This window comes from Streptomyces sp. NPDC002276 (assembly GCF_053891435.1).
In genome coordinates this window covers 432,143-454,945 of sequence record NZ_JBSFCQ010000002.1, presented here as the reverse complement: position 1 = coordinate 454,945, position 22,803 = coordinate 432,143, and the positions used below count along the sequence as shown (strand labels likewise).

General features: G+C 69.8%; 22 protein-coding genes. 13 read left to right on the top strand and 9 right to left on the bottom strand.

The window, feature by feature from the left end:
• The first annotated feature begins 67 nt into the window (after positions 1 to 67).
• Positions 68 to 1,756, top strand: a complete 1,689-nt coding sequence (locus tag ACWIHT_RS07175; RefSeq protein WP_456165281.1) for a chitinase — start codon at positions 68 to 70, stop codon at positions 1,754 to 1,756.
• A gap of 59 nt (positions 1,757 to 1,815) precedes the next feature.
• Here ACWIHT_RS07175 and ACWIHT_RS07170 read toward each other — a convergent pair whose 3' ends face one another.
• Complete coding sequence (locus tag ACWIHT_RS07170) at positions 1,816 to 2,052, bottom strand: antitoxin (RefSeq protein ID WP_456165279.1); 237 nt, start codon at positions 2,050 to 2,052, stop codon at positions 1,816 to 1,818.
• A gap of 206 nt (positions 2,053 to 2,258) precedes the next feature.
• Here ACWIHT_RS07170 and ACWIHT_RS07165 point away from each other — a divergent pair, with 206 nt between their 5' ends.
• From ACWIHT_RS07165 to ACWIHT_RS07150, 4 genes are all read left to right on the top strand, one after another.
• Positions 2,259 to 2,636, top strand: coding sequence for a hypothetical protein (locus ACWIHT_RS07165; RefSeq protein WP_456165277.1), 378 nt, complete (start codon positions 2,259 to 2,261; stop codon positions 2,634 to 2,636).
• A 91-nt stretch (positions 2,637 to 2,727) separates the two neighbouring features.
• On the top strand, positions 2,728 to 3,246 hold the full coding sequence (locus ACWIHT_RS07160; protein ID WP_456165275.1) for a SigE family RNA polymerase sigma factor: 519 nt from the start codon (positions 2,728 to 2,730) through the stop codon (positions 3,244 to 3,246).
• Between the two features lie 52 nt (positions 3,247 to 3,298).
• Positions 3,299 to 4,543, top strand: coding sequence for a hypothetical protein (locus tag ACWIHT_RS07155; protein ID WP_456165273.1), 1,245 nt, complete (start codon positions 3,299 to 3,301; stop codon positions 4,541 to 4,543).
• Positions 4,544 to 4,667: 124 nt separating this feature from the next.
• Positions 4,668 to 6,020, top strand: coding sequence for a M14 family metallopeptidase (locus tag ACWIHT_RS07150; RefSeq protein ID WP_456165271.1), 1,353 nt, complete (start codon positions 4,668 to 4,670; stop codon positions 6,018 to 6,020).
• Positions 6,021 to 6,036: 16 nt separating this feature from the next.
• Here the strand turns inward: ACWIHT_RS07150 and ACWIHT_RS07145 are convergent, their stop codons facing one another.
• The 5 genes from ACWIHT_RS07145 to ACWIHT_RS07125 all read right to left on the bottom strand — a co-directional run bounded on the left by ACWIHT_RS07145 (position 6,037) and on the right by ACWIHT_RS07125 (position 10,572).
• Positions 6,037 to 6,681 (bottom strand): hypothetical protein, encoded by a 645-nt coding sequence (locus tag ACWIHT_RS07145; RefSeq protein ID WP_456165269.1) that lies wholly within the window; start codon positions 6,679 to 6,681, stop codon positions 6,037 to 6,039.
• 76 nt (positions 6,682 to 6,757) lie between these two features.
• Positions 6,758 to 8,236, bottom strand: a complete 1,479-nt coding sequence (locus ACWIHT_RS07140) for a GntP family permease (RefSeq protein ID WP_456165267.1) — start codon at positions 8,234 to 8,236, stop codon at positions 6,758 to 6,760.
• A gap of 122 nt (positions 8,237 to 8,358) precedes the next feature.
• The gene (locus tag ACWIHT_RS07135) at positions 8,359 to 8,763 is read right to left on the bottom strand and encodes a RidA family protein (protein WP_456165265.1); all 405 of its coding nucleotides are present in this window, start codon (positions 8,761 to 8,763) and stop codon (positions 8,359 to 8,361) included.
• Positions 8,756 to 9,529 (bottom strand): IclR family transcriptional regulator, encoded by a 774-nt coding sequence (locus ACWIHT_RS07130; protein ID WP_456165263.1) that lies wholly within the window; start codon positions 9,527 to 9,529, stop codon positions 8,756 to 8,758. Before ACWIHT_RS07130 ends, ACWIHT_RS07135 begins: the two co-directional genes overlap by 8 nt.
• A complete protein-coding gene (locus ACWIHT_RS07125) occupies positions 9,526 to 10,572 on the bottom strand; it encodes a sugar kinase (RefSeq protein ID WP_456165261.1) in 1,047 nt (348 codons plus the stop codon). The genes ACWIHT_RS07130 and ACWIHT_RS07125 overlap by 4 nt, the downstream gene beginning before the upstream one ends.
• A 138-nt stretch (positions 10,573 to 10,710) precedes the next feature.
• Between ACWIHT_RS07125 and ACWIHT_RS07120 the strand changes: the two genes are divergently transcribed.
• The gene (locus tag ACWIHT_RS07120) at positions 10,711 to 11,988 is read left to right on the top strand and encodes an amino acid deaminase (RefSeq protein ID WP_456165259.1); all 1,278 of its coding nucleotides are present in this window, start codon (positions 10,711 to 10,713) and stop codon (positions 11,986 to 11,988) included.
• 10 nt (positions 11,989 to 11,998) lie between these two features.
• Complete coding sequence (locus ACWIHT_RS07115; RefSeq protein WP_456165257.1) at positions 11,999 to 13,606, top strand: N-acyl-D-amino-acid deacylase family protein; 1,608 nt, start codon at positions 11,999 to 12,001, stop codon at positions 13,604 to 13,606.
• Between the two features lies 1 nt (position 13,607).
• Here the strand turns inward: ACWIHT_RS07115 and ACWIHT_RS07110 are convergent, their stop codons facing one another.
• Entirely contained in the window at positions 13,608 to 14,444 is an 837-nt protein-coding gene (locus ACWIHT_RS07110; protein WP_456165255.1) for a S1 family peptidase, read from the bottom strand.
• 159 nt (positions 14,445 to 14,603) lie between these two features.
• On the opposite strand from ACWIHT_RS07110, the gene ACWIHT_RS07105 reads away from it, so the two are divergent.
• The 6 genes from ACWIHT_RS07105 (at position 14,604) to ACWIHT_RS07080 (ending at position 20,872) form a co-directional block, all read left to right on the top strand.
• On the top strand, positions 14,604 to 15,815 hold the full coding sequence (locus ACWIHT_RS07105; RefSeq protein ID WP_456165253.1) for a pyridoxal phosphate-dependent aminotransferase: 1,212 nt from the start codon (positions 14,604 to 14,606) through the stop codon (positions 15,813 to 15,815).
• 111 nt (positions 15,816 to 15,926) lie between these two features.
• Positions 15,927 to 16,325, top strand: coding sequence for an SCO4983 family protein (locus ACWIHT_RS07100; protein ID WP_456165251.1), 399 nt, complete (start codon positions 15,927 to 15,929; stop codon positions 16,323 to 16,325).
• Positions 16,326 to 16,430: 105 nt separating this feature from the next.
• Positions 16,431 to 17,510 carry a substrate-binding domain-containing protein gene (locus ACWIHT_RS07095; protein WP_456165249.1) on the top strand — a complete coding sequence of 360 codons (1,080 nt, stop codon included), beginning with the start codon at positions 16,431 to 16,433 and terminating at the stop codon, positions 17,508 to 17,510.
• Between the two features lie 14 nt (positions 17,511 to 17,524).
• On the top strand, positions 17,525 to 18,742 hold the full coding sequence (locus tag ACWIHT_RS07090) for a toxic anion resistance protein (RefSeq protein WP_456165247.1): 1,218 nt from the start codon (positions 17,525 to 17,527) through the stop codon (positions 18,740 to 18,742).
• Positions 18,739 to 20,274, top strand: a complete 1,536-nt coding sequence (locus tag ACWIHT_RS07085) for a substrate-binding domain-containing protein (protein WP_456165245.1) — start codon at positions 18,739 to 18,741, stop codon at positions 20,272 to 20,274. The genes ACWIHT_RS07090 and ACWIHT_RS07085 overlap by 4 nt, the downstream gene beginning before the upstream one ends.
• Positions 20,261 to 20,872 carry a hypothetical protein gene (locus ACWIHT_RS07080; RefSeq protein ID WP_456165243.1) on the top strand — a complete coding sequence of 204 codons (612 nt, stop codon included), beginning with the start codon at positions 20,261 to 20,263 and terminating at the stop codon, positions 20,870 to 20,872. Before ACWIHT_RS07085 ends, ACWIHT_RS07080 begins: the two co-directional genes overlap by 14 nt.
• Here the strand turns inward: ACWIHT_RS07080 and ACWIHT_RS07075 are convergent.
• Both ACWIHT_RS07075 and ACWIHT_RS07070 read right to left on the bottom strand, forming a co-directional pair.
• Positions 20,860 to 22,014 (bottom strand): hypothetical protein, encoded by a 1,155-nt coding sequence (locus ACWIHT_RS07075; protein ID WP_456165241.1) that lies wholly within the window; start codon positions 22,012 to 22,014, stop codon positions 20,860 to 20,862. The genes ACWIHT_RS07080 and ACWIHT_RS07075 overlap by 13 nt on opposite strands.
• Entirely contained in the window at positions 22,011 to 22,802 is a 792-nt protein-coding gene (locus ACWIHT_RS07070) for a PP2C family serine/threonine-protein phosphatase (protein ID WP_456165239.1), read from the bottom strand. Before ACWIHT_RS07070 ends, ACWIHT_RS07075 begins: the two co-directional genes overlap by 4 nt.
• Position 22,803: the final 1 nt, after the last annotated feature.

Sequence of the window (22,803 nt, the reverse complement as noted above, 5' to 3'; positions counted from 1 at the left end):
CCACCGTCGTTCGTCACAGTCCCCTCCAACTCCCCCACCGGAGGCATCAGTGGACCGCGCACCAGGCATGCCCGTACTCAGGAACAGACGTCTGTGGGCCGGGGTCGCCATGGCCGCCCTCGCCCTCTCCTTCGCGGGCACCGGCCAGGCGTCCGCCGCCGACATCAACAACGCCAAGAACGCCGGCTTCGAGTCGGGCCTGACCAACTGGACCTGCACGGCGGGCAGCGGCACGACCGTCTCCTCCCCGGTGCACAGCGGCGCGGCGGCCCTGAAGGCCACGCCCGCCGGTCAGGACAACGCCCAGTGCAGCGAGTCGGTCGCGGTCAAGCCCAACTCGACGTACACGCTGAGCGCATGGGTCCAGGGCGGCTACTCCTACCTCGGCGTGACGGGCACCGGCACGACGGACGTCTCGACCTGGACCCCGGACACCACGTCCTGGAAGCAGCTGTCGACAACGTTCACGACCGGCGCCTCGACCACGTCCGTCTCGGTCTACACCCACGGCTGGTACGGCCAGGCCCCGTACTACGCCGACGACATCTCGGTCTACGGCCCCGACGGCGGCGGCAGCAGCGACCCGGCCCCGACGGTCCCGGCGACACCGACGGGCGTGTCCGTGTCCTCCACGACGTCCTCCTCGGTCTCCCTCGCGTGGAGCGCGGTGTCGGGAGCGACCGGCTACAACATCTACCAGAGCGGCACCAAGGTCACGGCGGTGACGGGAACGTCCGCCACGATCACGGGACTTGCGGCTTCGACCTCGTACTCCTTCCAGGTCACGGCGACCAACTCGGCCGGTGAGTCCGGGAAGTCGACGGCGGTCACGGGCACGACGACGGCCTCCGGGGGCAACGGCGGCACCGGGCTGCCCAAGCACGCGGTGACCGGTTACTGGCAGAACTTCAACAACGGCGCGACCGTCCAGAAGCTCTCGGCCGTCTCCTCCCAGTACGACATCATCGCGGTGGCCTTCGCGGACGCCACCTCGACCCCGGGCGCGGTCTCCTTCACGCTCGACTCGTCCGGCCTCGGCGGCTACACGGTCGACCAGTTCAAGGCGGACATCGCGGCCAAGCACGCGGCCGGCAAGAAGGTCGTCATCTCGATCGGCGGCCAGAACGGCACGATCTCGGTGAGCGACTCGACGTCGGCGACGAACTTCGCCAACTCGGTCTACTCCCTGATGCAGACGTACGGCTTCGACGGCGTCGACATCGACCTGGAGAACGGCCTCAACGCGACCTACATGACACAGGCGTTGAGGTCGCTGTCGTCCAAGGCGGGCTCGTCGCTGATTCTGACGATGGCCCCGCAGACGATCGACATGCAGTCGACGTCGAACTCGTACTTCCAGACCGCCCTGAACGTGAAGGACATCCTCACGGTCGTCAACATGCAGTACTACAACAGCGGCACGATGCTGGGCTGCGACGGCAAGGTCTACGGCCAGGGCACGGTCGACTTCCTGACGGCGCTGGCCTGCATCCAGCTCCAGGGCGGCCTCGCCCCGTCCCAGGTGGGCCTGGGCCTCCCGGCCTCCACCAGCGCGGCGGGCAGCGGCTATGTCTCCCCCACCATCGTGAACAACGCCCTCGACTGCCTGACGGCCGGCACCAACTGCGGCACCTTCAAGCCGTCGAAGACCTACCCCGACCTCCGGGGCGCGATGACCTGGTCGACCAACTGGGACGCCGCGGCGGGCAGTTCATGGTCGAACTCGGTGGGAGCGCATGTGCACGCGCTGCCGTAGCGGATCGTGTTGAACGGGGGAGTGCGACCGGGCTGCCCGGTCGCACTCCCCCCTTTGCCCTACCCCGCCGGCCGGTCCTTGCCGTCGGCGTCGCGCGCGCTCTCGGCGAGCCTGTCCAGCAGCCCCTGCGCCTTGTCGACCGCGCCGTCGATCTGCTCGGTGTGCTTGCCGTCCGTCTTCTCGTCGACGAGGTCACCGGCCTTCTCCAGCCCGTCGGAGATCTTGTCCCCGTGTTCCTCGGCGATCTCCTCGGCCTTGTCCTTGAGCTTCCCCAGGTCTCCCAGGTTGTCGAACACGGCAGATCCCCCTCGCTGCAACGGCCTTGCCCGGTCAGGGACATGGTCCTCACGACAGGCCGCGCAGGACAAGGTGGCCCCGGCGCAACCGCCCCGGCGGACGGAGGCTCGGGGCGGGCGTGTTCGGGGCGCGGTCGTATCGCACGGGCCCTTCGCGCGGGGCTCCGGCTCGTCCGGCACCGGCCCGGACCAGGGATGATGGGCCCATGCCGACCGTGCCCGTCGAATCCCGTCCGCTCAACGGCTCCGAGCGAGCCGTGCTGGAGTGGATCCTCTCGGCCGACTTCGCCGGTGCCGCCGCGCTGCGGGGCCAGTTGGAGCGGACGGAGGTGGTGGCCGTCTGGGGGTCCGGGTCGGTGAGCGTCGACCTGCGGGTCCGTGAACCCGTGCGGCACGCGGCGATGGCGTCCGACCTCGTCCCCGTCGACGCGCACGTCCACGGCCCGTCGGGCGAGTACGTGGGCGAGTTGCTGGTGTGGACCGACGACGGCGCCACCCTGGCGGCTCTGGAGTACGCCTGGGTCACCGACGAGATGCCGACCGCGCTGCCGGCCGCCGATGCCGTACGGCTCTCCGCGCGCTGACCCGCCCCGTCTGAAACATTCCTGTGGGTCCACCGCATCAATGAAGTGAGGGCGGTGCGGGCAACAGCCCGCGGGGGCAGGGGGAAACGGTATGAGACGACAGGGACGCGCCGACGAGTACGCGGAGTTCGCCGCCGCACGCGCCGGGCATCTCTATCGGTCCGCCTGTCTGCTGACCGCCGGGGACACGCATCTCGCCGAGGACCTGGTGCAGGAGACCCTCGGCAAGCTGTACGTCGGCTGGGGGCGGATGTCCCGGATCGGCAACCCCGCCGGGTACGCGCAGACCGTGCTCACCCGTACGTTCCTCGCCCATCAGCGGCGCCGCAGCAGCACCGAGCGCGCCACCGACGTACTGCCCGACCGGCCCGATCCCGGCGGCTCCGCCGGTGACACCCCGCTGCGGCTGACCCTGCTCCAGGCCCTGTCCCGGCTGCCCGCGAAGGACCGGGCCGTGGTCGTCCTGCGCTACTGGGAGGACCGGTCGATCGAGGAGACCGCCGACGTCATGCACGTCAGCTCGGCCGCCGTGCGCACCCGCTGCGTCCGCGCGCTGGGCCGGCTGCGGGAACTCCTCGGCGAGAGCCTCGACGAATACGCCCGCCCCTGATCACCTCCTTCATCCCTCCCGCCAACTCCCCTATGCGAAACGGTGGTTCGCCATGCCCGACGCACACCCCAGCGACAGCGCCGACCCCTTCGAGACCCGGCTCGCCGCCGGTCTCCGGGACGCGGGCGACGCCTTCGAGACCGACCGGGCCGCGCTCGTCACCGCGGGTGCCCTCAAGGGCCGACGACGGCTGCTACGACGCCGGAACGCGGCCGTGATGAGCGGCGCGGCCGGTATCGCCCTCGTCGGCGTCGGCACGGCGGTACTCCTCCCGAGCGGCTCCCCCGACACACAGGGCTCCCCGGCCGCCGACGCCACCCGTGCCTCCGCCTCCGCCGCCCCCGCTCCCGTATCCGGCCAGGCCCTGTTCCTGACGCTCGGACGCCTGATGGGCAGCGGCTGGTACGCCAAGGTCGAGGCCCGTGGCACGGACGAGGGACCGGCGCCGTACGTCCATGCCGTCTACGACGACGGGAAGGGCAAGTCGGCCATCGAGCTGAGCCTGGGCCGGGTGGAGCCGGGCAGCGACGACGCCCGGCAGGCCACCACGTGCCCGGCGAAGGTGTTCACGCACTACGACGCGTGCGACACGAACCGACTGGCGGACGGTTCGACGGTCATGGTCCTTCAGGGGTACGAGTATCCGGACCGCCGGGTGGACACCAAGTTGTGGAGCGCCGAACTCGTCACCCCGCAGGGGCAGCACGTGAGCGTGAGCGAGTGGAACGCCGCCGCCGAGAAGGACTCACCGATCACCAGGCCCCAACCGCCGCTGTCTCCGGCCCGGTTGACGAAATTCGTGGCTTCGAAGGAATGGCGGCAGGCCATCGACGCAATGCCCGAGCAGACGCCGACAGCGACCGCGGAACCGAGCGACACGGCCCTCGGCACTCCGATCGCCCCGACCCTCAAGTCCCTGCTGCCGAAGGGGTTCACGGTGTCCGAGAGCAGTGGCGACGACGCCGACTTCGGCTATCTCGTCGTCGACGACGGCAAGGGCAAGAGCCTCGTCCAGGTCAACGTCCAGGCGGACATGTCGGACGTCGAGGGTGAGCTCTTCGGCTCGGACGCCGAGGTTCTGTCCGACGGCACGAAGGTCGCCACACACCAGGGGCCCGGCGAGAAGGGCGGCTCGGGTGTCGTCATGTGGACCGTCGACACCATCCGCACCGACGGCACGCGCGTGGTCATCAGCGCCTTCAACTCCGGTGCCCAGGACACCCCTTCGACCCGCGAGACCCCGGCCCTGACGATGAAGCAGCTCCGGGCGATCGCCCTCAGCTCGAAGTGGCGGTAATCCGGCCAGCCGCTTTGCGCCCCATTGACCTGACCATGCCAATCGCTTCACCATAGGCGCCACACAGGAAAGCCACACCCGCACGTCGCACTGAAACACCCCCCAACTCCAGCAAGGAGATTTCATGCGACTCCGTATCCGCGGCTCAGGCGCCCGAAGTGGCAGACGTACCGCCGCGCTCGCCGCCCTGATGGCCCTCGCCCTCGCCGCCCCCATCTCGGCGAACGCCACCGGCGGCGGCGCGCGACAGGCCGCCGCCCCGACCGCGGACGACATCCGCCAGTACGAGATCCACGTCGACCACAACACCCCGGTCACGCGTACGGCCATCGCGGCGGCCGGCGTCACCGTGGACGAGTCCGACGAGGAGACCGTGGTCGTCTCCGGCCGCGCCGCCCAGATCAAGCAGCTACGACAACTGGGCTACGACGTCTCGCTGTTGGGCGCGGCACCCGACCGCTCCTCGGCGGCGGACGCCCCGCGGCTCCTCGACTTCCCCACGGCCGACTCGAAGTACCACAACTACGCCGAGGCGAACACGGAGATCGACCAGCGGCTCGCCGCCTACCCCGGCATCATGAGCAAGAAGGTCATCGGCAAGTCGTACCAGGGCCGGGACATCGTCGCCATCAAGGTCAGCGACAACGTGGCCACCGACGAGAGCGAGCCCGAGGTCCTCCTCACCTTCCACCAGCACGCGCGCGAACACCTCACGGTGGAGATGGCGTTGTACCTGCTGCGCGAGCTGGGCGCGGGCTACGGCACCGACTCCCGCGTCACGAACCTCGTCAACAGCCGCGAGATCTGGATCGTGCCGGATCTCAACCCGGACGGCGGCGAGTACGACATCGCGACCGGCGCGTACCGGTCGTGGCGCAAGAACCGGCAGCCCAACTCCGGTTCCAGTTACGTCGGTACGGACCTCAACCGGAACTGGAACTACAAGTGGGGCTGCTGCGGCGGCTCTTCGGGCTCGACCTCGTCCGAGACCTACCGGGGCGCGTCCGCCGAGTCGGCGCCCGAGGTGAAGGTCGTCGCGGACTTCGTGCGCGGCCGGGTCGTCGGCGGGAAGCAGCAGATCACCGCGGGCATCGACTTCCACACGTACAGCGAACTGGTGCTGTGGCCCTTCGGCTACACGTACTCCGACACGGCCACCGGGATGACCGCGGACGACGCCGCCGCGTTCAAGGCGGTCGGGCAGAAGATGGCCGCGAGCAACGGCTACACGGCCGAGCAGTCCAGCGACCTGTACATCACGGACGGTTCGATCGACGACTACCTCTGGGGCACCCAGAAGATCTTCGACTACACCTTCGAGATGTACCCGACGTCCAGTTCCGCGGGCGGTTTCTACCCGCCCGACGAGGTCATCGAGCGGGAGACCTCACGGAACCGGGACGCGGTGTTCCAACTGCTGGAGAACGCGGACTGCATGTACCGGTCCATAGGCAAGGCGACCCAGTACTGCAGCTAGCCACTCGTCCGGCCGGCTAGTCCTTGCGGACCTCGGCCTCCGCCTCGGCGAGCGCCGCTTCGTCGACCTCGGCGGACTCGTCGTCCTCGTCCTCGTCGCCGTCCTCGAAGTACGCGTCGAGGACGGCGTCGAGCTGCGTCTCCCACTCGGCGAACCGGCTCCTGGCCGCCGCCTCGATCTCGATCGGGTACCAGCGGCGGTCAGGAGTGTGCACCGTGATGGTGAACCGCTTGCCGAAGCGCGGGGTCTCGGTCTCGACGGCCCCGATCTCGTCCCAGCGGAACTCGCAGTTCTGGTCGTCCAGGCGCAGTCGTACGCCCTTCGCGTCCGCGACGATCTCGGCCCGCCGGTCGGAGGCCTCGAAGACGGGACCGTCGGACTCGTCGTCACCGTCTTCCTCGGCGTCGACGTCGTCGTCCTCGGCGACGGCCTGCCCGGCCTCCGCCTCCCCGGCATCCGTCTTCTCGACGTCCACCTTCTCGGCCGACGACTCCTCCGAATCCGCCGCCTCGGCCGTCGCGTCCTCGGGCTCCGCGTCCCGCGACTTCGTATCCTCCGGTGCGTCGGAGGACACGGCGGGTGCGGTGAGCCCGGGGACGAAGGCCGGGTCGAATCCGGCGCCCTCCAGGGGCTGGCTGCTCGAACCTATGCGCTGCTCCACAGCGCGAAGTATGGTCGACGATCCTGTGTCGGACACAGCCAGCCCCTACTTCGTTATCAGACGCCTACACGAACTTCTAGACGAAGACGCTCAATACGGCCGCCACCGCGAACCCGGCGACCGACAGCACCGACTCCAGCACCGTCCACGTCCTCAACGTGTCCCGCTCACTGATGCCGAAGTACTTCGCCACCATCCAGAAGCCCCCGTCGTTGACGTGCGAGGCGAAGATGGAGCCCGCTGAGATCGCCATGATGACGAGGGCGACGAAGGCCTGGGAGTGGTCGCCCTCGGACAGGAGCGGGGCCACAATGCCTGCCGTGGTCACGATGGCGACCGTCGCCGAGCCCTGTGCGACCCGTAGTACCAGCGAGATCAGGTACGCGAGGACCAGTACCGGCAGGCCTACGTCGTGGAAGGTGTCCGACAGGGCCTGGGCGACGCCGCTCGCCTTGAGGACGGCGCCGAAGACCCCGCCCGCGCCGACGACCAGGATGATGTTGCCGACCGGCTTGAGGGACGCGGTGGAGACGGTTTCCAGGGACTTGCGGGACCAGCCCCGCCTTAGACCCAGGAGGTAGTACGCGAGGAGGAGCGCGATGGTCAGGGCCACGAAGGGGCTGCCGAAGAACTCCACCACCGAGCGGCCCGTGGACGGGTCGAAGGCGATCGACGAGAACGTGGCCGCGAGGATCAGGACCAGGGGCGTACCGATGATCGCGAGGACCGTACCCAGCGCCACCGGCTGCTCCTGCGGTACGACACCGGACTCGCGCTGCTCGTCGATGACCGCCTGCTTCGCCTCGGCCGCCGCCTCGACCATGTCCTGCGGTACGGCGACGAAGATCCGCTTGCCGATCCAGGCCGCGTAGGCCCACGCGGCGAGCACGGCGGGGATGCCGACGACGATGCCCATGAGGATGACCCAGCCGAGCTGGACGTGCAGTAGACCGGCCGCCGCCACCGGGCCGGGGTGCGGCGGGAGGAACGCGTGGGTCATCGACAGACCCGCGAGCAGCGGCAGGCAGTAGAGCAGGATCGACTTGCCGCCGCGCTTGGCGGCCGCGTACACGATCGGCGCGAGCACGAAGATGCCGACGTCGAAGAAGACCGGGATGCCGAAGATCAGCCCGGTGAGGCCCATGGCGAGGGGGGCTCGTTTCTCGCCGAAGAGATTCAACAGCCGGGACGCCAACACCTCGGCCCCGCCGCTGACTTCGAGGATCGCGCCGAGCATCGTGCCGAGGCCGATGATGATCGCGACATGGCCGAGGATGCCGCCCATGCCGGACTCGATGGTGGAGACGGCGTCGGAGCGCTGGACCGTGCCGAAGAGTTCGGTGACGGACAGGCCGGCCAGCAGGCCGACGGTTATGGAGACGGCGAGGAGGGCCACGAAGGGCTGGAGTCTGACCTTGATGATCAGGAAGAGGAGGAGCGCGATGCCGATGGCGGCGACCGTGAGCAGGCCTGCCGTGCCGTCGAAGAGGAGGAGCAGGCCTCCGGTGTGGGGTGGTGGGGTCACGGGGGCGGTGGCGGCGAGCGGTAGGGACATGTGGGGGTCCTCGGGGTCGTAGAAGCATCGGACTTTCGGGCAGGGGGGATCGCGGCGCGGCGCCCCGAGGGGCGCCGAACCGTCGTACGGTGTGCGGGAGTTGAAGCGGTATCAGCTCGGTGTTAGCCCAGAACGGCCAGCGCGTCGATCTCGATGAGCAGGCCGGCGGGGAGACCGACGTAGACCGTCGTGCGCGCGGCGGGGACCTCGACGAGGCCCTCGAAGTAGTCGTTGTAGATCGCGTTCATCTCGGCGAAGTGGTCCACGTCCGTCAGATAGACGCGGATCATCATCACGTCCTCCCAGCTCGCGCCGCCCTCCTCCAGGATCGCCCGGACGTTGGCGAGGGTCTGGAGGGTCTGCTCGCGCAGGGTCGGACCGGCCGGTGTCGGCGGCCTGCCCTCCTCGGCGGGGAGGAAGCCGACCTGCCCGGCGACCTGGAGGATGTTCCCCTTGCGGACGCCGTGCGAGAACTTCGCGGGCGGGGCGGTGTGGGTCTTGGGCGTGAGCGCGATCTTGTCAGTCATGCGGGTCCTTTGCTGAAGGCACTGGAGTCCTGCCGGAGTACTCCCCACTGATGGCGTCCGCCGTACGACGGACCAGCGGGAGCAGGGTGAGGAGTTCGTCGGCGGTGACGACGACGTTGGGCGCGGAGACCGACATCGCGGCGACCACGCGTCCGTCGGCGCCCCGGATCGGCGCGGCGACGCAGTTGATGGACTCTTCGTGGCCACCGAGGTCGGTGGCCCAGCCCTGCTCCCGCACCTTCTCCAACTCCCGCAGGAAAGCGGGGGCGTTGGGGGTGGAGCGCGCGGTGTACATGGGGTATTCGAGCTTGTCGGCGAGGACCCGCCGCTCGGCCTCCGGGAGGTCGGCGAGGAGCAGCTTCGCCACGCCCGCGACGGTGATGGCGACGGGCTTCCCGATCCGCGAGTACATGCGCACCGGGTAGCGGCTCTCCACCTTGTCGATGTAGAGGACCTCGTTCTCCTCGTACACCGCGAGGTGGACGGTATGACCGCACTGTTCGTTGAGTCGTACGAGGTGGGGGTGGGCGATCTCGCGGATGTCGAGGTTCTCCATCGCCTCCTGGGCGAGGGCGATGAGGCGGGCGCCGAGGCGGTAGCGCTGGTCGGACTGGCGGTAGACCAGGCCGTGTTCGTGCAGGGTGCGCAGGAGGCGCAGGGCCGTCGACTTGTGGACGTCGAGGCGCTCGGCGACCTGGCCGAGGTCGGCGGGGCCCTCGGCGAGCAGCGGCAGGATGCTGAGCGCACGGTCGACGGTCTGACTCATGGCGTACGTACCTCCTCGTCGGCCCAGTCGGCGGCGTCGGTCCAGCCGGGGCCGAGTCGAAGTCTCCCCCACGCCTCGCCATCAAGGGCGACCAGGCGGTCGGCGTGGTCGCGGGCCGGGGGCGCGGCGAGGTCGCCGGGGACGGTGAGGGCGGCGGCGGCCGTGAGATGCCCGTGCCGCAGCCGGTCCCGTACGGGCAGTCCCCTCAGGGTCGCGGAGAGGAACCCGGCGGCGAAGGCGTCCCCGGCACCGACCTCGGCGACGACGTCGACGTGCGGCGCGGGCACGAAGGTGGCCTGCTTGCGATGGAAGACGGTGGCCCCGCGCCCGCCCTGCTTGACGACGAGCGTCTCGGGGTCGGGGAACGCGGCCCGTACGGCATCGGCCCCGACGAGCCCCCAGACCTCGGCGGCCTCGTCCTCGCCGACGAAGACGAGGTCGGCGCCGCGCGCCAGCTCCAGCAGCACGCCCGGCCCGTCGGCCGAACGGCCCAGCGCGGGGCGGTGGTTGACGTCGAAGGAGATCAGCGGGCGGTGCGCGCGGAGCGCGGTCAGCTCACGGACCAGGCCGAGGCAGTCGGCGGAGAGCATCGGGGTGATCCCTGACAGGTGCAGCACCCGCCCGGCCCGTACGGCAGCCAGGTCCACGTTGGTCGCGGCCATCGCGGAGGCAGCGGATCCGGCCCGGTAGTAGGCCACCTCGTGCGCTTCGGTGGCCCGGTCCCCGGCGGTGCGGAAGTAGATGCCGGTGGGGCGCGCGGGGTCACGCTCCACGGCGGACACGTCCACCCCGTACCCGCCGATGGTCTCGACGAGATGGTCGCCGAAGCCGTCGGCCCCGACCCGGCTGACCCACCGGACGCTGTGCCCGGCGGCGGCCAGTACGCAGGCGACGTTCGACTCGGCGCCGCCGATGGCGCGGTCGAAGGACGGTACGTCGGCGAGGCGGCCGGGGCGGCTGGGTAGGAAGGTGACCATGGACTCGCCCAGCGCTACGACGTCGACGACGTCACGGGCGGCGGTGGACTGTCCGTCGGCGGTCACGATGGTGATGGCTCCTCGTCGGTGCACCGGTTCGCGGCGGCTCCGTTGACCCGGTGTTGGGCGAGATGTTAGACAGCGGTAAGCGATATACGCAATGAAGGTTGCATAGATTGCAACACTCCAGCTCAGGGAGGCCTCATGGTCCGCGACACCGGTACCGAAGCGCTCGCCCGGCTCACCGGGGAACGCGTCGACCACCGTTTCAAGGGCCTCCCCCCGGACGCGGACGGTCTCACGGTCGCCGAACTGTCCGCCCAGCGCCGCAACCTCTTCACCGGCGGCTTCACCACCCCCGTCCTCGCCCTCTCCGCCGAGCGCCTGGAGCACAACCTCCGCCTGATGGAGACCTACGCGACCCGCCACGGCCTCGCCTTCGCGCCGCACGGCAAGACCTCCATGGCCCCCCAGCTCTTCCACCGCCAACTCGCCCACGGCGCCTGGGGCATCACCCTCGCGGTCCCCCACCAGGTACGCGTGGCAAGGGAGTTCGGCATCGACCGCGTCTTCCTCGCGAACGAACTGGTCGACGCGGCGGCCCTGAAGTGGATCTCGTCGGAGCTGGACGCCGACGACGCCTTCCGTTTCGTCTGCTACGTCGACTCCGTGCGCGGGGTCGAGTTGATGGACGCGGCCCTGCGCGGTGCCGCCCGCCCGCTGGACGTCGTCGTCGAACTGGCCGCCGGCGAGGGCGCCCGCACCGGCGTGCGCACGGAGGCGGAGTGCGCGGCGGTCGCGGACGCGGTGGGCGGGGCAGTGACACTGCGGCTCGTGGGCGTGGCGGGTTACGAGGGCGAGGTGCCGCAGGCGGACCCGGAGCGGGTGCACGCGTGGCTGCGCCGACTGACCGCGCTCGCCGTGGAGTTCGACAAGGGCGGGCGTTTCCAGGGAGTCGAGGAGATCGTGGTGAGCGCGGGCGGCAGCGCCTGGTTCGACGCGGTGGCCGACGTCTTCGCCGAACTGCCCGAACTCTCGCTCCCCGCGCTGAAGTTGCTGCGCTCGGGCGCCTACGTCTCACACGACGACGGCCACTACCGCGAGCTGACCCCCTTCACCCGCATCCCCGAAGAGGGCGCCCTGGAACCGGCGTTCAGGCTCTGGGCGCAGATCGTCTCCCGTCCCTCCCCCGAGCAGGCCTTCGCCAACGCGGGCAAGCGGGACGCGGCCTACGATCTCGACCTCCCCGTCGCCCAGGTCGTCCGCCGGGACGGCGCCGAGCGCCCGGCGACCGGCGTCGAGGTCACCGGCCTGTCCGACCAGCACGCGTGGCTGCGGACGACGGCCGAGGCGGACCTGGAGGTGGGCGACTGGATCGGGATGGGTCTGTCCCACCCCTGCACGTCCTTCGACAAGTGGCAGTTGATCCCGGTGGCGGAGGCGGACGGGACGGTCGTCGACTACATCCGTACGTTCTTCTAGGAGGCCCGCCATGGAAGAGCTGGTGATCCGGGACGCGGACGTCGTCGACGGCAGCGGTGGACCGTCGTACCGCGCCGATGTGGTCGTGGACGGCGGCCGGATCGTCTCGATCGTGCGGGAGGCGGCGCAGGCGGGCTGTCAACGGCCCAAGGCGCGGCGGGAGTTGGACGCGGAGGGGCTGGCCCTCTCCCCCGGCTTCATCGACATGCACGCGCACAGCGACCTCGCCCTGCTCCGCGACCCGGACCACAGCGCCAAGGCCGCGCAGGGGGTGACCCTCGAAGTCATCGGCCAGGACGGGCTGTCGTACGCCCCCGTCGACGACCGCACGCTCGCGGAGGTGCGCCGGGCGATCACCGGCTGGAACGGCTACGGCGACGACATCGACTTCGACTGGCGGTCGGTGGGCGAGTACTTGGACCGACTGGATCGTGGAATCGCGGTCAACGCGGCCTACTTGATCCCGCAGGGCACGGTCCGGATGCTCGCGGTCGGCTGGGAGGACCGGGAGGCGACGCCTCAAGAGCTGGACCGGATGCGGCAGTTGGTCGCCGAGGGCATGGAGCAGGGCGCGGTCGGCATGTCGTCCGGGCTCACCTACACCCCCGGCATGTACGCCAAGGACGCCGAACTCACCGAACTCTGCCGGGTGGTGGCGTCGTACGACGGCTACTACTGCCCGCACCACCGCTCGTACGGAGCCGGCGCGCTGGAGGCCTACGCGGAGATGGTGGACCTGGCGAGGGAGGCCGACTGCTCGCTCCATCTGGCCCACGCCACCATGAACTTCGGCGTGAACGAGGGCCGGGCACCGGAGCTGCTGACCCTCCTGGACGAGGCCCTGGCCACCGGCGCGGACATCAGCCTGGACACCTACTCCTACACCCCCGGCTGCACAACTCTCGTGGCGATGCTGCCGAGTTGGGCGAGCGAGGGCGGCCCGGAGGCGATCCTGGAGCGGCTCGCGGACGACGCCACGTCCGACCGTATCCGCCACCACCTTGAGGTGATCGGCTCGGACGGCTGCCACGGGGTGCCGATGGAGTGGGACACGATCGAGATCTCGGGGGTCACGGATCCCGCGCTGGCGGAGTACGTCGGCCGCCGCCTCGACGGCTGGGCCACGGCCCGGCACCTGCTCCTTGCCGACGGGCTGGCCCCGTCGATCCTCCAGCACGTGGGCCACGAGGAGAACGTCCGGCAGATCATGCGGCACCGCGTCCACACGGGCGGCTCGGACGGCATCCTCCAGGGCGCGAAGCCGCATCCGCGGGCGTACGGCACGTTCCCGCGGTATCTGGGCCGGTATACAAGGGAGTTGGGCGTGCTGTCCCTGGAGGAGTGCGTGGCCCATCTGACCTCCCGCCCGGCGGCCCGCCTGCGCCTGCCGGACCGGGGCCTGGTCAAGGAGGGCTACCGGGCGGACCTGGTCCTGTTCGACCCGGAGACGGTGGCGGCGGGTTCGACGTTCGAGGAGCCGCGCAAGCTGCCGCAGGGCATCCCCCACGTCCTGATCGACGGCCGCTTCGTGATCGAGGACGGCCGGCGGACGGACGTACTGGCGGGCCGGTCGATCCGTCGCAGTCCCGTGCGACGGAACGCCAACCCCCGTACCTGACTTACGGCTTGGGCAGGGTGCAACCACTCGCACTCAGCGCAAGCACGTTCGCCGACGTGAAGCACGCCGGGATGTTGTACGTCTCCTCGGCGTAGTTGATGCCCTCGCGAACAGTGACCGTGCCGTTCTCGTCGACCTCGCACGGGTTGTCGAGGGTGCAGGTCTCCCCGTCCTCGTTGCCCGTGTTGTTGACGGCGACGACCTGGCCGGTGCTGGTGTCGATGACCGGGGAGCCGGAGGTCCCGCCGATCGTGTTGCAGGCGGAGGTGTAGCGGACCGAGTCCTTCCAGGTCCAGGAGCCCTCCTTCAGCCGGTACACGAACCCGTCGATGCTGCAACTGTAGATCGTCTTCCAGTAGCCGGAGACGACCTTGATGGCGGTGCCGACGGTCGGGTGCGTGGCGCTCACGGTGAGCGGGCTGATGTTGTACGCGCTCTTGATCGCCGCGTACGTGGTGGTGGTGCGGTAGATCGTCACGTCCGTGTCGGTCATCGTCGAGTAGACGACCTGGTTGGCACGGAGTGTGGCGACCTTGGTTCCGGCCGAGTTCAGCAGCCCGAAGGTACGGCTGGAGGACTGGCCGGTGATGACCTGGCCGGCCGCCGGGAAGCCGGTCTCCAGGCAGTGGCCGTTGGTCAGCACGAGCGCCGGGGAGGTGTCGGTCGAGTTCGGGAAGCGGATGACCGAGCCGGAGCAGTTGCTGAGCGAGACGGTGCCGGCGAAGTCGACGGTCACGGCCGCCGCCTTCGGCGCCGCCTGCGGTGCGGCGACGGCGGGTGCCACGCCCGCCCCGGCGATGGCCAGGCCCGAGAGTGCGGCAAGGAGAGGCTTGTTCATGTGGGGGTCCCCTCTTACAGACGCGAGCGACCGGAGATCTTCCGGCCGCCCTCACGTCATTGTCATGGACATTCTCACGACAAGAAGGGGCCGCCGCAAGAAGCCCACGTGGTGCAAAACACGGCGCGAGAGGCGTTACCGGGCCGTAAGCTCACCGACATGCAGGTGATCCAGTCGACCAAGCTCTCCAATGTCTGTTACGAGATCCGGGGCCCGGTTCTCGAAGAGGCGATGCGTCTGGAGGCGGCCGGCCACCGCATCCTGAAGCTGAACACGGGCAACCCGGCGGCCTTCGGGTTCGAGTGCCCGCCCGAGATCCTGGAGGACATCCTCCGGAACGTGTCGTCGGCCCACGGGTACGGCGACGCGAAGGGCCTGTTGGCCGCCCGCCGCGCGGTCGTCATGCACAACCAGACCCTCGGCATCGAGACGGACGTCGAGCACGTCTTCATCGGCAACGGCGTCTCCGAGCTGATCGTCATGGCGATGCAGGGCCTCCTCGACGACGGCGACGAGGTCCTCGTGCCGTCCCCGGACTACCCGCTGTGGACCGCCGCCGTCTCGCTCTCCGGCGGGACCGCCGTCCACTACCGCTGCGACGAGCAGGCCGACTGGATGCCCGACCTCGCCGACGTGGAGCGGAAGGTCACCGACCGCACCAAGGCGATCGTCATCATCAACCCGAACAACCCGACCGGCGCCGTCTACGACGAGGAGATGCTGCGGGGCCTGACCGACATCGCCCGCCGCCACAACCTCCTCGTCTGCTCCGACGAGATCTACGACAAGATCCTCTACGACGGCGCCACGCACACCCCGACCGCGAAGGTCGCCCCGGACCTGCTGACGCTCACGTTCAACGGGATGTCGAAGGCGTACCGGGTGGCCGGTTACCGCGTCGGCTGGGTCTCGATCTCCGGGCCGCGCGCGCACGCCGAGTCGTACATCGAGGGTCTGACGATCCTGGCCAACATGCGGCTCTGCGCCAACATGCCCGGCCAGCACGGGGTCGTCGCCGCGCTCAGCGGGCGGCAGACCATCAACGACCTGGTCCTACCGGGCGGCCGCCTGAAGGAACAGCGGGACGTCGCGTACGAGTTGCTGACCCAGATCCCGGGGGTGACCTGTGTGAAGCCGAAGGGGGCGCTGTATCTGTTCCCGCGGCTCGATCCGCAGGTCTTCAAGGTCAAGGACGACCGGCAGATGGTGCTCGACCTGCTGCGCCGCGAGAAGATCATGGTCGTCCACGGCACGGGCTTCAACTGGTCCGAGCCCGACCACTTCCGGGTCGTGACGCTGCCCTCGGTCGGGGATCTGCGGGACGCGGTGACGCGGATCGGGAACTTCCTGGACGGGTACAGCCAGCCGTAAACCTCGTGGGCCGTTTTTCTTGACCTTCTTCCGGCCAATTTTTCGGCCAAGACAACTTTAGACGAGATCTAAGCTAGGATGGTTTCCTGTCTGAGCACAGGAGACCAAGCCATGTACGAACCGATCCGCACCAAGTCGGTCCACAGCACGCTGGCCCGCACGCCCTCCGACTTTCCCCACCGGTCGCGCGAGGAAGAACTGGACATTCAGCTGGCGGGGCATCTGGCTGCGCTGCTTGCGGTGACTGACGAGCTGCGGGCACTCACGCCGTCCGACGAACTGGACGCGGCTGCCGAGCGGCTTGCCGGCCAGCTCACACGGTTGCGTGGGAGTGCCTCGCCGGTTCGTGCGGTTGCGTCCACTCCTACGTCCCGTGTGGACACCCTGCACCAGCGAGCGCACGCTCTCGCGGGACGCGCACTCGTCGTCGCGGCATCCCGGGCGGACACGGCTGCGGCGATTCTGTCGGCCGAGCGGATGGACGCCCACGCGGGCACCGCGGTGGCCTGAGCCAACCCCCTGAAAAAACAGCCGTGTTGATCCGGGACCCGGACGACACCTCCCGTTCATCCCTTTCCTCGGGGAATGTTGGGTTCCGCGAGCACGCTGCCCCTCGTGAGACGTATCGCGGGAATCGTCCTCGCGGTGTTGCTGATCGGCGGAGTGGTGGCAGCCGTCGTAGCGGGCCGGGACAACGGGGACAAGGGCACGGCAACGAAGACCGTGCGTGGAGTGATCGGTTCGGAGAAGGCGGACTTCTTCGCCGATCCCGATGTGGTGAAGGCCCTCGCCGCCAAGGGCTTCACCGTGAGGACGGAGACCTCCGGCTCCTGGGCCATGGAGGGGCGCGACCTCAAGGGGTACGACTTCGCCTTCCCCTCCAGCCAGGCGCCGGCCGACGCGCTCGCCGCCAAGTACAAGGTGCAACAGCCCCTGCCGCGGCCCTTCTACTCGCCGCTCGTCGTCGTGGCCCATCGCAGCGCCGCCCAGGTCCTAGCGGCCAACGGGCTCGCCACCCTGGACAAGGGGCAGGATCGCGGCACGTTGAAAATGGCCGCCTATCTGGACGCGGCCAAGGGGGATCGGACCTGGCAGCAGCTCAAGGGGGCGGAAAAGCACGGGGAGTTGACCGGCACCCTCTACATCGCGACCACCGATCCGGAGACCTCCAACTCGGGTGCTCTCTATCTCGCCGCGGCCTCCTACGTCGCCGACGGCGGGCGCGTCGCGGCCAGTAGCGCCGATGTCGGTCGCACCGCGCCCCTGATGCGCAAGCTGATCAGCGTGCAGGGTGCCCAACAGTCCAGCTCGGACGGGCCGTTCAGGGACTTCATCAGCGGCGCGGGCAATCCGCTGGTCCTGGTGTACGAGTCGCAGGTGGCCTCGCTGCTCCTCGGCAAGCAGCCGGTCGGCGACCTCGTCGTCCTCTACCCGGACACCACGGCCAACAGCGACCACACCGTCGTACCGCTCACTCCCGAGGGCCGGGCGCTGGGTGAACTCCTCAGCTCCGACCAGACGTTGCGGAAGCTCGCCGTGCGGTACGGGTTCCGGCCGCAGGGTGACACCGCCGAGTTCGTCGCGGCCACCGCCGCCCACTCCAGCTATCTCAACCAGACGCTGACCGGTGTCCGGCAGGCGCCCGTGCCCACCTCCACGGTGCTGCACGACATGGCGCGCCGGGCGCACGGTTGACCGGGGGGAACCACATGAGCAGCAGTTTCAACACCAGCCAGAACAGCAGTGAGCACACCCAAAGCGGCGATGACGTCTTCACGCTCACTCCGCCGGAGGCCGTGAAGCCCGTGCCGAGAGAGAAGGCGGGCGGGCTCGTCCCGGTCGACGACTCCGTCCGTACGGACATGGAGCGCAAGGCCTCCGCCTACGTGGAGGGGCTCGCCGCACTCGACGCCCGGTCGCCCGAGTTCGCGGGCAAGGTCGGCGAGATCACCGCGCTCGGCGCCGGGGAGATGCGCAGCGCGACCGCGCAGTCCAACCGGATGCTGGAACGGACGGTGCGTAGTCTGCCCTCGAAGGGCGGGGACGCCCAGTCGCAGGTGGCGGGCTCGCTCGTCGAACTGCGGCGCGTGGTCGAGGACTTGGACCCGCGTGACCTGCCCGCCTCCAAGGGGCGGAAGTTCCTGTCCCGGCTGCCCGGCGGCAACAAGCTCCGTGACCATGTCGCCAAGTACGCCTCCGCGCAGGGCACGTTGAACAAGATCGTGGGCTCGCTGCGCGGCGGGCAGGACGAACTCCGGCGCGACAACGCGGCGTTGCAGACCGAGCGGGTCCGCCTCTGGGAGACCATGGGCAAGTTGCAGGAGTACGTGGTCCTCACCCAGGCCCTCGACTCGGCCGTCGAGCACCACATCACCGGCGTCGAGTCCACCGACCCCAGCCAGGCCGACACCCTCCGCGCGGACGTCCTCTTCCCGGTCCGGCAGAAGCACCAGGACCTGCTGACCCAGCTCGCGGTGTGCGCGCAGGGCTACTTGGCGATGGACGTCGTACGGCGCAACAACGACGAACTCATCAAGGGCGTGGACCGGGCAGCGACCACGACCGTCTCGGCGCTCCGGATCTCGGTCATGCTCGCCTCCGCCCTCGAAAACCAGCGCAAGGTCGTCGACCAGGTCAACGCCCTGCGCGGCACAACCGAAGACCTCATCCGGGGCAACGCGGAGATGCTCTCCACGCAGAGCGGCGAGATCCAGCGCATCGCGGCCGACCCGGCGGTGGGCGCGGAGACCCTGCGCACCGCCTTCCAGCAGATCTACCGCACCCTCGACGCCATCGACACCTACAAGGTCCAGGCGACCGAGGTGATGGCGGCGACCGTGGAGTCCCTGACCTCCGAACTCCAGAACGCCAGCACGTACTTGGAGCGCAGCCGCTCGCAGAGCGCGCTGGAGGGTGGTCTCGGATGAGACGCCTGATCGCCCTCGCGCTCGGCACGGTCGCCCTGCTGACCGCCTGCACGGCGCAGAAGGACACGAAATCCCAGGGCAACGCGCCCGAACCCGGCACCCTCCGCGTCCTCGCCTCCAGCGAACTCAGCGACATGACCCCGGTGTTCGACCAGGTCCGCAAGGACACCGGCGTCACGATCCGCCCCACCTACATGGGCACCCTGGACGCGGTGGACCTGCTGGCGAAGGGCAAGGTCGACGGGCAGTACGACGCGCTGTGGCTGTCGTCCAACGACTATCTGCGGCTACGGCCCGACGCGGCGAAGAAGGTCGTCTCGGAGACGTCGATCATGTCGAGCCCGGTCGCGATCGGGGTGAAGACGGCCACCGTCACGGCACTGGGCTGGCAGCCGGACAAGGTGACCTGGTCGGGGATCGAACAGGCCGTCCAGGACGGCAAGTTGACCTACGGCATGACGGACCCCGCTCGCTCCAACTCCGGTTTCTCCACCCTCATCTCGGTGGCCTCCGCGCTCTCCGGCGCCCAGTCGGCGCTCACCGACGCGGACGTCACCAAGGCGACTCCCCGGCTGAAGGAGTTCTTCAAGGGGCAGAAGCTGACGTCGGGTTCGTCGGGCTGGCTGGCGGAGGCGTACCAACGCCGGGGGAACGTCGACGCGTTGCTCAACTACGAGTCCGTCCTCAAGGGCATCCCGGGTCTGACCGTGATCCGCCCGAGCGACGGGGTCGTCACCGCCGACTACCCGCTGACCTCCCTCGCCTCGACGGACGCCACGACCCGCGACAACGTCCGCCGGGTGACGACGGACCTGCGCACGGCCGCCCTCCAGAAGCTGATCACCACCCGCACACACCGTCGCCCGGTCGTCACTTCGGTGCCGCCCGCGACGGGCCTCGACACGAGCCGACGGCGTGAACTCCCCTTCCCCGGGAGCCAGTCCGTCGCCGACGGGCTCCTCGACTCGTACGAGAACAAGCTGCGCCGGCCCTCGCGGACCGTGTACGTCCTGGACACCTCGGGCTCGATGGCGGGCGACCGGCTGTCGCGGCTGAAGAAGGCGCTCACCGATCTGACCGGTGACTTCCGGCAGCGGGAAGAGGTCACGCTGATGCCGTTCGGGTCGGGCGTGAAGAGTGTCAGGACGCATGTGGTGAGTCCGAGCGACCCGAAGGCCGGGCTCGACGCGATCCGCGCGGACACCAAGTCGCTCAGCGCCGAAGGGAGCACCGCGATCTACACCTCGCTGGAGAAGGCCTACGAGCATCTCGGTACCGGCGGCGACACGTTCACGTCGATCGTGTTGATGACCGACGGCGAGAACACGACCGGCGCGAAGGCGCGGGAGTTCGACGGCTTCTATCGTCAACTTCCCTCCGCCCAGCGGGAGATACCCGTCTTTCCCATTCTCTTCGGCGACTCGGACAAGGCGGAGTTGCAGCACATCGCCGACCTGACCGGCGGCCGTCTCTTCGACGCCCAGAAGGGCTCGCTGGACGGCGCCTTCGAGGAGATCCGTGGCTACCAGTAAGTTCCTCGGCTACTTGGAGTCCCGCAAGAACCTCACCGGCAGCGCCTGCGGGCTGCTCGGGCTGGTGCTGACGTTCGTGGGGGTGGCGGGGCCGTACTGGCCGGTCGTGGTCGTCGGGCTGTACGGCGCGGGTGCGCTGATCGCGCCGCCGGAACGGCCGCCGCTGCCCGACTTCCCGGATCCGTCGGCCCAACTGGCGGAACTGCGCGACGACTTCGAGAAGCTGGGCGGCTATCTCACCGCGATCGAGCTGCCGCCCGCCGCCGACGGCCGGCTCACCGAGCTGAACCAGCTCCTCGCCGGGCTGCTCGATCCGCGGGTCACCCAGGATCTCGCGCAGGATCCGGAGGGCGTGCACATCCTGTCGCGGGCGATCCGGCAGGACGTACCGGAGGCCGTCGACACGTTCGTAAGGACACGGTGGTGGACGCGGCTCGCGCCGGGCACCGAACCGCCGGAACGGCATCTGGAACGACAGTTGACGGTGCTTCAGGAGGAGGCGCAGCAGCTGGCGGCGAGTCTGCGTGAGGCGGAGGCGCGGCGGCAGGAGTCGCACACGCGGTATCTGGAGGACCGGGGGCGTTCTCAGAGCAGTTGAATCACGACGATCAGCAGGACGAGCGCGAGGAGCACGGCGCCCACGACCTTCAACGGGCCCAGCCCGGCAGCCGGTTGGACAGGGGGAGGCACCGGTACGGGTTGTCGCACCGGTGGGTTGAACACGTCGTGTCCCGTCACCGCGGCGCGGGTGCACCACGGGCAGGTCGGGAGGTGGGAGCCGTAGGTGTGCAGGGGGCGGGTCGGGCAGGCCTGGACGCGGGAGCGTTCCTGGTCGAGGGCGCGGAGCCAGACCTCCGGGGTGGGGCGGGCGGCGGGGGCGTGGACGCCCGGGCCGAAAGCCGTGTGGGCCAGGGTGAGGAGGCCGGGCGGGAGGACGGAGGGGTCGACTGTGCCGCGCGGGATGACGACCGCCTCGGGGCGGACGACGTAGGAGACGCTCGCGGCGATGTTGTCCTTGACGGTCGACTCGGAGGTGCTGTCGTGCGGGACGCCGCCGAAGGGGTGGTTGCCCGCCGTGAGGAGTTGGTAAATGAGCACCGCCAGCGCGAAGTTGTCGCTCTCCGGGGTGGCCGCGGCGCCCGACTGGCGTTCCGGCGATGAGTAGTCGGTGGTGTGCATCAGGCACGGGAAGTGCTCGCCGGTGCCCGGGTCGGTGAAGGCGATGGAGTCGCAGTCGAGGAACGTGACGAAGCCGTTGGCGTCGACGACGACGTTGCTCGACGAGAAGTCGCCGATGACGAGGTTGTCGTAGTGCATGCGGGCCGTCATGAAGGCAAGGTTCCAGGCGACGCCGAGCAGGAAGCGCCAGTCCGCGCGGTCGCCGAACAGGCGCAGGCGCTGGGCGCGGGTGAACAGGCCGACCAGCTGGACGTGTTGGGGTTCGCCGAAGCGGCGCATGGCGTAGCCGAGGAAGGTGTCGTCGGGGCCGCGGGCGATGGCGGTGGGCCAGGCGAGTTCGGGGGGCTGGTTGGCGTCGGTGGGGCGGGCCGCGAGCGGTGACATGGTCAGCATGCGGGCGAGGCGGCGCTCCAGGTCCGGTCCCGGGCGGTCGCGGTAGAGCTTGACGACGATCGTGTCGTCGCCCTCGACGGGGAAGACGGCCGCCTGGCCGCCGCCCTTGAGGGGGAGTTCGGCGAGGGTGACGGGCTTGCCGTCCAGGTGGACGGTGCGGCCGGTCACGGGGTCACCGCGCGCACGGCCCGCAGCAGGGTCTTGTCGTCGCCGTTGAGACTGGTCAGCCGGTCGGAGCGGAGCAGCGCGGCGATGTTCTCGCTCGCGCTGTCGGTCACCGGTCCCGGGGTGTCCAGGGAGCGCAACACGGCTTCCACGAAAGAGGTGTTGGGCTGCGGCGGGCCGCCGCCGGGGGTGGAGAGCGCGGCCTGGGCGAGGCCGTCGGTGGACAGCAGCACGCCGTCGACGCGCGGGTCCGCCACGCAGTCGGTGCGCAGTCGGCGGGGCGCGTCCGGTGAGGTGAGGAAGACGGTCTCGTTGCTGTACTCGCTGACGGCGAGCGGCTGCGGCAGCAGGTGGAACTGCCGTTGTCCTTCCTCGGTTCCGGCGCGTACGACGACGAAGCCGTCGCCGACGCTGAGATGGCCGAGCCAGCCGGGGGTGAGGACGACGACGGTGAGGGTGGTGGCGTAGTCGGGGGCGGCGGCGCCGTAGGTGTCCAGGAAGATCTTCGCCACGTCGTGGAAGGCGTCGGCGAGCAGGTCGTGGACCTCGGTGCCGGGCGGGCAGCCGGACGCGGCGGCGGCCCGGCGGCGGAAGTGTTCGGCCGCCAACTCGACGGCGTGCAGGGCCCCTTGGTCGGAGTGCGGGCGGCTGCCCGCGCCGTCCGCGACGGCGAGTACGGTCACCGGAGCGGACGCCACATAGGTGCACGCGTCCTGGCAGGGGGTGCCGGTGCGGCGGTGGCGGTAGCCCTCGACGCTGAGGCCGTGGATGCGCCAGGGCGACGCGGCCACC

Excerpts from the sequence above, each read along its gene's own strand:
- ACWIHT_RS07100 (WP_456165251.1), top strand. The coding sequence starts at position 15,927 with ATGTACGAACCGATCCGCACCAAGTCGGTCCACAGCACGCTGGCCCGC.
- ACWIHT_RS07105 (WP_456165253.1), top strand. The coding sequence starts at position 14,604 with ATGCAGGTGATCCAGTCGACCAAGCTCTCCAATGTCTGTTACGAGATC.
- ACWIHT_RS07120 (WP_456165259.1), top strand. The coding sequence starts at position 10,711 with ATGGTCCGCGACACCGGTACCGAAGCGCTCGCCCGGCTCACCGGGGAA.
- ACWIHT_RS07110 (WP_456165255.1), bottom strand. The coding sequence starts at position 14,444 with ATGAACAAGCCTCTCCTTGCCGCACTCTCGGGCCTGGCCATCGCCGGG.
- ACWIHT_RS07160 (WP_456165275.1), top strand. The coding sequence starts at position 2,728 with ATGAGACGACAGGGACGCGCCGACGAGTACGCGGAGTTCGCCGCCGCA.
- ACWIHT_RS07085 (WP_456165245.1), top strand. The coding sequence starts at position 18,739 with ATGAGACGCCTGATCGCCCTCGCGCTCGGCACGGTCGCCCTGCTGACC.
- ACWIHT_RS07135 (WP_456165265.1), bottom strand. The coding sequence starts at position 8,763 with ATGACTGACAAGATCGCGCTCACGCCCAAGACCCACACCGCCCCGCCC.
- ACWIHT_RS07155 (WP_456165273.1), top strand. The coding sequence starts at position 3,299 with ATGCCCGACGCACACCCCAGCGACAGCGCCGACCCCTTCGAGACCCGG.
- ACWIHT_RS07150 (WP_456165271.1), top strand. The coding sequence starts at position 4,668 with ATGCGACTCCGTATCCGCGGCTCAGGCGCCCGAAGTGGCAGACGTACC.
- ACWIHT_RS07090 (WP_456165247.1), top strand. The coding sequence starts at position 17,525 with ATGAGCAGCAGTTTCAACACCAGCCAGAACAGCAGTGAGCACACCCAA.
- ACWIHT_RS07130 (WP_456165263.1), bottom strand. The coding sequence starts at position 9,529 with ATGAGTCAGACCGTCGACCGTGCGCTCAGCATCCTGCCGCTGCTCGCC.
- ACWIHT_RS07140 (WP_456165267.1), bottom strand. The coding sequence starts at position 8,236 with ATGTCCCTACCGCTCGCCGCCACCGCCCCCGTGACCCCACCACCCCAC.
- ACWIHT_RS07175 (WP_456165281.1), top strand. The coding sequence starts at position 68 with ATGCCCGTACTCAGGAACAGACGTCTGTGGGCCGGGGTCGCCATGGCC.
- ACWIHT_RS07165 (WP_456165277.1), top strand. The coding sequence starts at position 2,259 with ATGCCGACCGTGCCCGTCGAATCCCGTCCGCTCAACGGCTCCGAGCGA.
- ACWIHT_RS07115 (WP_456165257.1), top strand. The coding sequence starts at position 11,999 with ATGGAAGAGCTGGTGATCCGGGACGCGGACGTCGTCGACGGCAGCGGT.